This is a genomic window from Virgibacillus flavescens (assembly GCF_050574275.1).
Classification (GTDB): Bacteria; Bacillota; Bacilli; order Bacillales; family Amphibacillaceae; genus Virgibacillus_F; species Virgibacillus_F flavescens.
The window spans coordinates 997,180-1,009,871 of record NZ_CP192260.1; the positions used below are offsets into that span (position 1 = coordinate 997,180).

General features: G+C 39.3%; 9 protein-coding genes. 6 read left to right on the plus strand and 3 right to left on the minus strand.

Annotated elements, in window-relative coordinates; translation table 11 throughout:
* Position 1: 1 nt before the first annotated feature.
* From VBD025_RS04975 to VBD025_RS04995, 5 genes are all read left to right on the plus strand, one after another.
* Entirely contained in the window at positions 2–1,489 is a 1,488-nt protein-coding gene (locus tag VBD025_RS04975) for a glutamate synthase subunit beta (protein WP_430789866.1), read from the plus strand.
* Positions 1,490–1,821: 332 nt separating this feature from the next.
* Positions 1,822–2,655 (plus strand): DUF4097 family beta strand repeat-containing protein, encoded by an 834-nt coding sequence (locus VBD025_RS04980; protein WP_430789868.1) that lies wholly within the window; start codon positions 1,822–1,824, stop codon positions 2,653–2,655.
* A 146-nt stretch (positions 2,656–2,801) separates the two neighbouring features.
* Positions 2,802–4,229 carry a hypothetical protein gene (locus VBD025_RS04985; protein WP_430789870.1) on the plus strand — a complete coding sequence of 476 codons (1,428 nt, stop codon included), beginning with the start codon at positions 2,802–2,804 and terminating at the stop codon, positions 4,227–4,229.
* A 94-nt stretch (positions 4,230–4,323) separates the two neighbouring features.
* A complete protein-coding gene (gene rlmN / locus VBD025_RS04990) occupies positions 4,324–5,391 on the plus strand; it encodes a 23S rRNA (adenine(2503)-C(2))-methyltransferase RlmN (protein WP_430789872.1) in 1,068 nt (355 codons plus the stop codon).
* 858 nt (positions 5,392–6,249) lie between these two features.
* A complete protein-coding gene (locus VBD025_RS04995) occupies positions 6,250–6,579 on the plus strand; it encodes a hypothetical protein (protein ID WP_430789874.1) in 330 nt (109 codons plus the stop codon).
* 200 nt (positions 6,580–6,779) lie between these two features.
* Here VBD025_RS04995 and VBD025_RS05000 read toward each other — a convergent pair whose 3' ends face one another.
* Positions 6,780–7,148 (minus strand): VOC family protein, encoded by a 369-nt coding sequence (locus VBD025_RS05000; protein ID WP_430791276.1) that lies wholly within the window; start codon positions 7,146–7,148, stop codon positions 6,780–6,782.
* 255 nt (positions 7,149–7,403) lie between these two features.
* On the opposite strand from VBD025_RS05000, the gene VBD025_RS05005 reads away from it, so the two are divergent.
* Positions 7,404–9,440, plus strand: coding sequence for a catalase (locus VBD025_RS05005; RefSeq protein WP_430789876.1), 2,037 nt, complete (start codon positions 7,404–7,406; stop codon positions 9,438–9,440).
* Between the two features lie 348 nt (positions 9,441–9,788).
* Here the strand turns inward: VBD025_RS05005 and VBD025_RS05010 are convergent, their stop codons facing one another.
* Complete coding sequence (locus VBD025_RS05010; protein WP_430789878.1) at positions 9,789–11,048, minus strand: GGDEF domain-containing protein; 1,260 nt, start codon at positions 11,046–11,048, stop codon at positions 9,789–9,791.
* A 212-nt stretch (positions 11,049–11,260) separates the two neighbouring features.
* The gene (locus VBD025_RS05015) at positions 11,261–12,670 is read right to left on the minus strand and encodes an alanine/glycine:cation symporter family protein (protein ID WP_430789880.1); all 1,410 of its coding nucleotides are present in this window, start codon (positions 12,668–12,670) and stop codon (positions 11,261–11,263) included.
* Positions 12,671–12,692: the final 22 nt, after the last annotated feature.

The window sequence follows — 12,692 nt, forward strand, 5'->3', positions numbered from 1 at the left end:
AATGGGAAAGATAACGGGCTTTATGGAGTATGAACGTCAAGCGCAGCACGAACGAGATCCAATTCAGCGGATAAAAGACTGGATTGATTACACAGAACCAATGACCGAGTCAGAGATTAAAACACAAGGGGCAAGGTGTATGGATTGTGGTGTGCCCACCTGTCACTCTGGAAATGAAATTAATGGGGTAACTACCGGCTGTCCTGTAAATCATCTGATTCCTGAGTGGAATGATCTGGTCTATCAGGGTAAGTGGAAAGAATCGCTGGACCTGGAACATGAGAAAAATAATTTTCCGGAATTTACCGGTATTGCATGTCCTGCTCCATGTGAAGCGGCATGCGTACTTGGAATAAATGAGCCACCTGTCGCAATTCGTACGATTGAGCGATCTATTATCGAAAGAGGATTTGATGAAGGATGGGTTGTACCGGAAATTCCTTCAGAACGAACTGGTAAAAAGGTGGCAGTCGTAGGATCAGGACCTGCTGGACTAGCCGCAGCCGCTCAGCTTAACAAAGCAGGACACCACGTTACTGTATTTGAACGTGACGACCGCCCCGGTGGATTATTGACGTATGGCATTCCAGAAATGAAGCTTTCTTATACTATCGTTGAGCGCCGTGTAGAAATACTGAAAGCCGAGGGAATCAAATTTGTTACGAATACGGAGGTTGGCAAAGATTTACCTGTTGAGCAGCTTAGGGCAGAATTTGATGCAACCATTTTATGCGGAGGAGCGACCGTACACCGTGATATTGCAGTAGAAGGAAGCGGGCTCAATGGCGTTCATGATGCGATGGATTTTTTACATGCAAATACGAAGAGCCTGCTTGATTCTAATCTTACGGATGGAGACTTTCTTTCTGCAGAAGGCAAGGATGTAATTGTAATAGGTGGTGGAGATACTGGTACAGACTGTCTTGCTACCGCTGTCAGACATAACTGCAAGAGCCTGACTCAGTTTGATATATATGATAAAAAAGGCGCAGAGCGTGATGACATGGGAAACCCTTGGCCACAATACCCAGTCATTCATCGCGTTGAATATGGTCACAAGGAAGCGGCAAGTAAATTCGGTGATGATCCGCGAGCTTATGCCGTTATGACGAAAAAAATTGTGGGAGACGCTGGTGGAAACGTGAAAGAGGTTCATACGATTAATGTAAAACTGATTCATGATGACGAAGGCAACCGTGAGCGTGTGGAAATCCCTGGCACTGAACAGGTTTGGAAAGCGGACCTCGTATTAATTGCTATCGGATTTACTGGTCCGGAACAGGATCTATTGGAGCAGCTGGAAGTCGAAACGACCGATCGATCGACTGTAAATGCTGCGTATGGAAAGTATACGACCAATAAGGAATCTGTTTTCGCGGCAGGCGATATGCGTCGTGGTCAAAGCTTAATTGTTTGGGCCATTAATGAAGGCAGAGAAGCAGCTAGAGAATGTGATCGATATCTCATGGGAAGTACCGTGCTTCCATAAACTAGAAACAACTGAAAAGTGGTGGATCTTAAAAAATTAATATTTCATCTTACCTTAGCTTCTCGAATATACGAAGACTCCAGCGGGAACAGCACGAGCTGAAGATCTACTCGGAATAGCGATTTTTGCTGAAGCCGTGCCCTCGGAAAGCGTAGTATATTTGAGATGCGATGGGAGATGCACATAATTAGTAATTTAAGTAACTTTTTTAGTAGCCTACATAAAATACTACCACAGTCTAATCCAACTCAGTCTCCAGACAGAGTACACTGCTTAATTAAACAGGTAGAATTAAGTAAGAATTCATAATACGTTTAAAGGAGATGTGACTTATGGCTTTATTTGGAGTAAACAATACAGTCGATATTCATCAGGAGGAAAACGTAAGCGCAGAGAAAATTGATACTTTATACATCGCAACATCATCAGCAGATGTCGAGGTCAGGACGATAACAGGTTCTGAAATAGAAATTTTGCTTGAGGGGAAAATGAGCGAGAATCTTGCAGAAAACTATAATTTTAAAATTATCCAGAAGGAGAACCGACTCGAGGTTAGTTTTAAAACGAAGCAATCTACTGGTTTCCAGCTTGGTGTAACGATTACTAATATCAAATTAAAATTATCAATTCCTAAAAAGATCTATGAAGACTTACAAATTGAAACTTCATCAGGAAGTATTCACCTCACGGATATAAGTGCAAAAATGTTAACAAGTATCTCTTCCTCAGGCAGTCAGACTATTTCCGGTATGGAAGTAGATAAAAGACTTTTTGTAAAGTCTTCTAGCGGCAGTATAAATGCTAATGAAAATAAGGCCGGGCAAGCAAGGATTCGTGCTAGCAGTGGGAAAATTATGCTGCGAGGTTTGGTGAGCAACGACACAAAATTGGAAACGTCATCTGGTTCTATCTACTATGATAATGAGTCGGTTAATGGATACCTGGACTGCAAAGCGTCAAGTGGTAAAGTGAATATACAGCTCGCTGAATCGCCAGCATCTCTTTACGTTGAAGGGAGAGCAAACTCAGGCAGGGTTCGTGTTCAATTAAGTGAGTTAGCGTTTAAAGAGAATTCAGATCATCGAATAGTCGCTTCACGCGGTACTGGTGAAAACAGAATAAATGCCAGAACAAGTTCAGGGTCGATCACAGTTAATGAACGATAAAACAAGTTAAGCTGGAACCAAATTGGTTCGGGCTTTTTTATTTTTGTCAAATTCAGATTTTTGAGACTATAAGCCTACAAAACCTCCTCTTAATCTAGTATAATTATACTATACAATAAATCGTAGCATAGGAGGAGGGTCGTGGTATGAATGAAGTTGGCAATAAGAACCGAAAACAGTCAATGGAGCAAAGAGAGAAACAGTTAGAACGAAGTAAAGCAAAATTTAAAGCAAATAGTACAGAGCAACAAATACCAACTGTATCCGACCTATCTAATGATACGATTAAAGATGTTCAAAAGGAAAAAAGTTTGAGGAAAAAAGTTCAAAAACAGGCTAAGCGTATTCAGAAAAAGCTTGATCAAAGTAAACAAAAGGTTATCAGCCAAAACAAGCACATACGCGAACTTGAAGAAAAAATTACGAAGCTGGAAAAGGAAAGTTTTGATAGAAATCAAAAATTGTCATATATAGAGAACCAATTTAAAACGGAAGTAAAGAGGAGGGATGATGCGTTTCTTCACGAAGAAAATTTACGACGAGAGGCAGAGGTGAAGATAAAGAGTTTAATTGCTCATCAGCAAAGAATCCAAAAAAACGGAAGATCGAGGGTAAATCTGGCCAACCAGGTCACACAGCTCAAGACTTCAAATAAATCATTACGAAAGCAGCTTGAGGATTATGATCTTTTAACACAAGAGAAGTACGGAAATCTAACAAAAGAAGTAAAAAATCTGCGTAAAGAAATCCAGATTTTCCGCGAACGTGAAACTCAGGTGAAACAAGATCCGCTTTATTTACTAAACTATATGAGAAGTCATATAACCGACGACTTTATCCCAGAGTTGATCGATATTCTACAGGGGCAAATTACAAGAAAAAATCTTCCGTATTTCTACCGTGGTCAGCAAAACGTATTTTATTTACTGATGCGACGAGTCAATCTTTTAAAATTTCATACAAACAAGCAGGGTAATCCGTATAAGCTCAGAAATAAAACAAATAGTAACGAAAAGCAGCGTCTGGGGTATTTGATATTCGAAGATGAGAAATGGCAGTTTGTCGATATCACCCAAACACAATCCTTAAAAACATATGATGTATTGGAAAATGACAGTGATATACCTTTGTCTGCAGATAACCCTGTTAAAGCACGGGTGGAACAAAATGGTGTGAGCATAATGAAAAGTTATTCAATGATTGGTCCCAGTACCAAACAAGTGCAGCACAAAAAGAAGCGGACAAGTTCTGGTGTTCCTCAAAAAAGATATTTGTGGTTTGGCAACTTTAAGGTGTTAATTATTGGTTCGAGATTTTTAAGTGGATATAAGGAACGTTTATTAAAACATGGTTGTGAAATTGAGGTACACAACCCATATGAAGAAAGCTATGAACTATTATCCGGAAAGGTTAACCGGGCAGAAATTATTCTTGTATGTGAACGGCATATACCGCATAGTGTCTGGGATCATGTGGATAAAACACAACCATATGTAAGTGTTCTAAAGAAGGACAGTAAAGAACTGATTTCCGCCTTCACCTATTTGACTTTACAGCGATGTGAACTTATATAAGACATGTACTTACAGCATGAACCATTTGCTTCATGCGCCGTTTTTCTGTAGTATAGTTAGGTAAAGGAATTCGGACGTGGAAAGAGGGTACACAATGAATAAAACATCTATTTATGGACTTACATTTGACCAGCTAACAGATTGGCTGGAAGATCATGGCCAAAAAAAGTTTCGTGCACAGCAGGTGTGGAACTGGTTATATAAAAAACGTGTGACAGAATTTGCTGAAATGAATAACGTTAATAAAGACTGTGTAGCGTTACTTGAAGAGCATTTTGTTCTGCATACTTTGGAAGAAACAGTTAAACAGGAATCAAAGGATGGTACGATAAAATTTCTTTTTAAATTAGCCGATGGAAATTTGATTGAAACAGTATTGATGCGATTCCATTATGGTTTGTCTGTTTGTGTAACTACCCAAGTGGGCTGTAATATCGGTTGTACATTTTGTGCGAGCGGATTATTGAAGAAGAGCCGGGATTTGTCTGCCGGAGAAATTGTTGAGCAAATTATGAATGTCCAGAAGCATCTGGACGACCAAGGCAAAGAAGAACGCGTAAGTCATATTGTTGTGATGGGAATCGGGGAACCATTTGATAACTTCACAAATATGATCGACTTTGTTCGTGTAGTAAATGATGACAAGGGACTTTGTATTGGTGCAAGACATATCACTATTTCAACCAGTGGACTTGCACATAAAATCTATGAATTCGCCGATACTGGGATTCAAGTAAACCTTGCTATCTCCTTGCACGCACCAAATGATGAATTGCGTACACAGATAATGAAAATAAACAAAGCATTTCCAATAGCGAAACTGATGAAAGCAGTCGATTATTATTTAGAAACAACAAATCGACGAATAACCTATGAGTATATTATGCTGAAAGATGTAAATGACCATAAATCAGAAGCGGTACAGCTAGCAAAACTGTTGTCGGACAAGCGTCATTTAACGTACGTTAACTTAATTCCATATAACCCTGTTGATGAACATAATCAATATCAGCGCAGTGAGTCTGAGACGATTCAAGCCTTCTTTGAAACGTTAAAGGAATATGGCATTAACTGTGGAGTACGTTGGGAAAATGGTGCAGACATCGATGCAGCATGTGGACAGTTACGAAGCAAACAGATAAAGAAGGAAAAAATAGTATAAATTGCTGACGCGCCTGATTTTTGGGCGCGTTTTTTTTTAAAGATTAGAATGTATAAAATATTTATGTTTGTCTGTCTAGCTCCAACCCCTATTCCACTTGAGGTTTTTACATGCGATTAGTTTCTTTTGTCGTAGTAGATGGATAATGCGACGTAATTTTAGGTTTATTTCCTTGCTGCCGTCCAGGATCGTTACAGGCGGATGCTTTCCGCGGGCACGGCTTCAGTCTCCTCGAGAAGAGCACTCTGCGGGGCCTTCAGACTCGTGCTGTTCCCACAGGAGTCACCGCCCTCCACTCACCGGGACTGGTAAAGCGGTTTATGTAGTTGTATTTTTTTCTACTAATGCATGTTGAAATAGATGTGCTATCAGGTGTGCAGTTAATAACTCGACATCCACATTTTGTCAAGAGATTGGAGCGGATGGCAGTCGACTCCTGCGGGAGGAAAGGCATAGGTGAGACCCCGGAGTGCGACAGCACGAGGAGGCTCACCAGCCGCCCGCGGAAAGCGACTGCCATCAGCGGAAATCTCGTTGCTGTTACTTCGCGGTCTATTTCCGGCGTGGAAAATAATCAGCAGTTACTTCGCAGTTTAGAGATTCTGTGTCACTACGAAAATGGATTGTGAGATATTTAACTGTTTTTGGGATAATCACCTTATTTTATTCTGCAATGATTGAGTTATACGTACTTACTTCATAAGTGCAACTTAGGCTTGACGATAAGCCAAGTTTTCTAAGGAAAAAACAAAAAAATTTTTCTTAAGTTTACTTAAATTAATATACATAATTTAGCTGGATAGGAGAAAGATACATATTGAGTGTTTGATACACAATAAATTTCTGGAGGTTTTATTCATGGCTCAACAAAACGCACAGCAACAAATTCAGCAGGCTGCACAGCAAGCGCAGAAAGCTCAGCAGGCAGTACAGCAAGCACAGGCTAGTGCAGACCCGCAACAGCTACAACAAGCGCAGCAACAACTGCAGCAAGCAGAGCAGGCATTGCAAAACTGTGAAACACAAGCTGGCCCAACTGCTCAACAGGATCCTCAGTTCCAACAAGCTAAGCAGCAAGTGCAACAGGCTCGTCAACAAGCAACCCAAGCACAACAGACTACTCAGCAAGGAACTCAGGCACAACAAAATCAGACTACTCAACAAACTCAGCAAAATAGGCAACAGTAGAAAAATAGTAAAAAGGGCTGGTTATTCAGCCCTTTTTTTATTGGGTAAAAATATCTGTTGTCGAGATAACAACATTTAAATTAACCATATAACGACTTCTGACGCATTTGAATGCGAATCCTATGCTTGGTATTCATATGTACTGAAAAAATGTTAAAAGTGCTTCTAGTAATTCGTGAGAGGTATATGTTTCATGTCTCTCAAACTTCCGCTTCACTCATCAAAGCATGCGTATTATCCTCAGAATCTTTAAAAAATACCATCCAATTCTCTGTGTTTCCAACCTTTGCAACCATATGAGGTTCATCTATAAATGGGATACCCTTCTCCGTAAGATCTTCGTAAGCATCCTGTATATCATTTACTTGAAAATAGATAACGGAGCTTACCTGTTCAAATTCAGCTTTTTCAGGTAGGCTCAACATCAATCTGATCCCATCACAATCAAAAAAAGCCATGCTCTCCGTATTAAATAATAGGGGGAGGCTTAATAGATCTCTGTAAAAATGAATAGCACGATTTAAATCTCTAATAGGTACTCCAATTTGACCAATCTTATCCAAAACAATCTCTCCTTATAAAAAGTTACTTCACTACATCTATTCACCATGACGGTATGATTATCCTGCATATTCATGCAAATCGGAAGGAAAGTGGTCATAAACAAACTAGTAGTCACGCTAAATTCGACGTTTATTTCCCGGGAAATGTACGTGTTCAGCGCTTTTTAATGTCAATTTACCTAATTGTTTGCATGTTTGAAATAGAGGGTATCTAGTTACTAATACTTAATTATTTTAGATTAATGGAAGGGGTTTTAAAGCTTGAGTAAAAAGAATGGTAAAAAAGATGAACAGTTAGAACAATATCGCGTAGATGATCAAGGTAAGAAGATGACAACTAATCAAGGTTTGAAGGTATCAGAGGACGAATTTTCCCTAAAAGCAGGTGAACGTGGTCCCACGTTGATGGAAGATTTCCATTTTCGTGAAAAAATGACACATTTTGATCATGAGCGAATTCCTGAACGGATCGTACACGCTAGAGGATTTGCCGCGCATGGTGAATTTGAATTGTATGATTCCATGAAAGAATATACAAAGGCAGGCTTTCTGCAGGACCCATCAAAGAAAACACCAGTATTTGTACGGTTTTCAACAGTAGCCGGGTCACGTGGATCTGGTGAACTTGCTCGTGACGCCAGAGGTTTCGCCACAAAATTTTATACGGATGAAGGGAATTATGATTTAGTTGGAAACAATATTCCTGTATTTTTCATCCAGGATGCAATGAAGTTTCCTGATTTGGTACACGCTGTTAAGCCTGAGCCGCATAATGAAATTCCGCAGGCGGCGTCTGCACATGATACATTTTGGGACTTTGTTGCGAATAACCAGGAGTCTGCACATATGATTATGTGGGCGATGTCAGATCGTGCTATTCCGCGCAGTTTTCGCATGATGGAAGGGTTCGGCGTGCATACATTCCGTTTTGTAAATGAACAAGGAAAAGCGCATTTCGTAAAATTCCACTGGAAGCCTTTACTTGGAACGCATTCGGTAGTATGGGACGAAGCACAAAAAATTAACGGTAAAAACCCGGACTTTCACCGAGCGGATCTACATGAATCAATTGAAAATGGTGATTTTCCTGAATACGAATTAGGCGTTCAAATCATTGATGAATCCGAGGAATTCAACTTTGATTTTGATATTCTAGATCCAACCAAACTGTGGCCAGAAGAAGAAGTACCGGTTAAAATAATTGGGAAGATGACATTAAACCGTAATGTCGATAACGTGTTCGCTGAAACGGAACAAGTTGCCTTCCATCCGGGACATGTTGTACCAGGAATAGATTTCTCAAATGACCCATTATTGCAAGGACGACTGTTTTCATATACAGATACACAATTAAGTCGTTTGGGTGGTCCTAACTTCCATGAACTTCCAATCAATCGTCCGGTTTGCCCATTTCATAATAACCAACGTGATGGAATTGCACGGCATACTATTAACAAGGGACAGGTCAGCTATCATAAGAACTCGCTAGCAGCGAATACACCAGAACCTGCGAGCGAAGAAGAAGGCGGTTATGTTCACCACCAAGAAAAAGTGGAGGGACGCAAGGTGCGTACCCGCAGTGAAAGCTTTAAGGATCATTTCTCACAAGCAACCATGTTCTGGAACAGCATGAGCAGACCGGAGAAAGAACATATAAAACAAGCCTTTAGCTTTGAACTCGGTAAGCTTGCAAGTGCATCTGTTCAGCGTCAGGTAATTGATATGTTTGCAAATGTCAGCATGGAACTAGCTGAAACGGTAGCAGATGCCATTGGTATGGAACCGCCAGAAAATGGTGGGTCAGATGTCACTAAATCTTCTCCAGCGTTGAGTCAGGAGAACACAACTAAGAAAGCTGCTACACGAAAGGTTGCCGTGTTGCTTGCTAATGGATTTAAAGGCCACGAAGTATCAGAAGTGCTTAGTAAGCTTGAGTCTGACGGAGTAGAGCCGGAAATTGTAAGTGAAAAGCTTGGAAAAATAACTGGTGATGATGGCTCCACAATTGCTGCTGATCATACTTTCCTTACTGGAGAATCGGTTCTTTTTGATGCTGTATATGTTGTAGGTGGAGAAGAACTCAGTGAGAAGTTCAATCAGGACACAACATATTTTGTTAATGAAGCATTTTCACATTTTAAGCCGATTGGAGCTACACATCACGGTAAGAAGTGGTTAGAAGATAACGGGAAAGCAGATAGCATTGGCGTTGTTGTCAGCGATGATATGGATCAATTCACAACTGATTTTGTTGAAGCAATTGCTGCACATCGCCACTGGGACCGTAAAGTCATATAATGTAAAAAAGAGAGGGGGGTATATCCTCTCTTTTTTAGTGAAAAAAATCATATTAGTTTTGAGGATGATGCGAGACCATTCAGCAGCAATGGACGATAACCCACGAAAGCTCAACACTCGTTGCTAAGTTGAATTCTCTAATTCAATTCAGTCCGTAGTTGGAGCGAATTTCAGACTGCCAACTGTTATGTAAAAAACAATTCCTGCCTATACTTAAGATATCAAAGGAATAGGGAGGAATTAACATGCTAAATATTTACGAAATGCAATCATTGATTGAAAGTCGCCGTAAACGTAAGTAATACGAGTAGAAAGGATTCAAATTGACGCAAGCTATATGAAGCAACTTTAATAAGTAGTTTGTTTAGAAAGAGGTTCATCAATCAGACCATTCTTAGCGGAAACACGGTTTCTGCCAATCTTTTTTGCCTTCAGTAACAGATTGTCGGCAAGAATATAAGCTTTTTCGAGTGTAAGGTCAGCGTTTGTTTTGTAGTAATACAATCCAAACGATGCAGTGTACTGGATTAGTACAGGTTTATTATTAAAGGTTGTTTCTACTGTACATTCTTCCAGATTCTGCTTCAATTTTTCAATCATCATTAACGTTTCATGATAGCTCTCGTTTCGCATGAACATGGTAAACTCTTCTCCGCCACTTCGAAATACGTAAGCATTTTTCTTCAGGTTTTCTTGTAAAAAAGCTGAAAAATGTTGAATAACCACGTCGCCGACAGCGTGGTTATAGGAGTCATTAATAGCTTTGAAATGGTCAATATCTGTGACAATTACACCCAGCTGTTCACCTGATTCTTGAAGCATATGCATAGTTTTGTCCATGTGGGCACGATTTGGAATTCCTGTTAGAAAATCAGTATAAGCCATTTGTTCAAACTTGTCCCGATCTGACCGGTCTTTAAGGCTTTGGGATTTAACATGAAAGGATCTGCTTACTAAGTAATTCAGTATAAAAAATGCTACAATTACTTCCCATTTATGATCAAGAAGAAATAAAAATAGTAGTCCATTTGTCAGTGCTACTTTTCCAGAATCCAGCCAGCTTCTATCTTTGTAAAAATCAATTGCTTCCTTCCTCGATTTTACTTCACCCATGAAATACAGAATAATTACAAGCAAGGTGTCAGTAAAGATAACAGAGAAGGAGATTAGGATAAGTAATAATACCCAGAATATAAACGGTAAAGTATCAATTAAAGGAAAAATATATGAAAAGAGATAATAGATTAGTGAGTTTGCAAGTACGGCAGAACCTATATTATAAAATAAATGTAAGAATTCATCGGTATCAGCAGTTTTAATTTTTCGTTTATACAAATAAGTAAGTGTACGGAAAATCGATTCGTAGATCAACAAGCCTAATGGTCCTGTAAATAGTACTAAAGACATGCTGTAGGATGTGCCGTAATCTACATTTATTTTTCCTTTCTTACTGAAAATGCGGAGATTAAAATAAAGTAGGGAAAAAGCAAGATATAACAACAAAGTTATCAAATAAGTGGATTGATCTACCAAAATGGGTCCAGAAAGAATTGAAATTGCTAAAGCAGCAGTAAAAATGACAGTTATCAACCCTTTTACTATTCGCATGTTTCAATCCCCCTTTTATACAGTTTATACCAAATTTATGAAAAATTCTATATCTTTTTACGTGGTTCCAAATACCTATTATTAATAATAGATAAAAAGCCATACAGACAAAGGGCTGTACGACTTATTATCTTTTGAAAAGAAAGTAATAAATTTTTATGTTTGTCTTAAACTTGCCTGAGGCTGACCAAAGCGTGTGCGCTTTTCAATATTCATTCTTTTTTCGAATTGGCTTCTGAAGAAAATAGTTTAATTTTTGGATTGCCGCCATTTCCTTTATATACTCTATGAATATAGTCATCTGTAATAAGTTTTACTTCTTTACTGAGGAAAATCATTGGAATAATATTACAGATTACTACGAAAGCTAGCATTAAATCTAAAAACTGCCAAACAAATTTTAGGCCCCCAACCGCTCCGACATACACGGAAATTATATAAACATATCGCATAAACAGTGCTGTTTTTAAACCATAGAGGTATTCAGCTTGTTTTTCTCCATAGAATACGAGTATACCAATCGTAGTGAATACGAAGAAGAATAAGAATATCGCTATGAATGTACTGCCGAATACTTCACCATACATATCGGAGAAAGCAACGGTAATCATACTAGATGCTTCATTTGGTCCTACCATCTTCCATGCGCCGGTAACTAGTACGGCCAGTCCTGATACGGTACATATAACGATTGTATCTACAAAAACACTGAATATACCCCAGAAAGCTTGTTTGGACGGGTGGTCCGTTTGTGCTGCTGCGTGAGCGATAGGAGCCGTACCGATTCCTGCTTCATTCGAGTATAAGCCTCTAGCAAGTCCCCAACGAAGTGCTTGAGCTATACCTGCGCCGGCAAAGCCTCCTGCAGCTGAAATGGGTGTGAATGCATGCGTAAATATTAAAGCAAATACATGTGGCAATTGATCTGCGTTTGCCAGTATTAATATAATTCCGAAGAGTAAATAGGATATAACCATAAGAGGTACTAGTTTATCTGTAACTTTTGCAATTCGCTTGATTCCCCCAAATACAATTAGGGCGATAATCACTGCCATAACAATACCTGTTAATTGAACCGGCCAGCCGAATGCGCTTTCTACCTGCGTGGTAATTGAGTTTGATTGAACCATAGCACTGGGGATAAGCTCCAGCATGAGAAAGAAGGCAAAGAGTGCAGCTACTTTATTCCATCCTAATGCTTTTTTTATGTAGTACTGTGGACCGCCGACCCATATTCCCTTTTCATTTACTTCCCGATACTTCATACCGAGAACTATTTCCCCATATTTAGTAGCCATTCCTATAAGCGCTACTAACCACATCCAAAATAATGCGCCTGGACCACCTAATGCTATTGCGACTGGAACACCAACTATATTAGTTGCACCAGCAGTAGAGGCTAATGCAGACGTAAATGCCTGAAAGGGTGTAATCGTTCCTTTTTGTTCATTCTTTTTAAAGATTTGTCCAATTGTATTATGGAGGACATGCCCAAAAAAACGAAACTGAAAAAACTTTAATCGAATGGTATAAAGTAGTCCTGTGAATAATAGTGTTACAGACAACAAATAAGTCCATAAAAAGTTTGAAATGTGTGCAATAACAGATTGTAATATCTCCATTGAAATCAGTCCTATCTTGGGG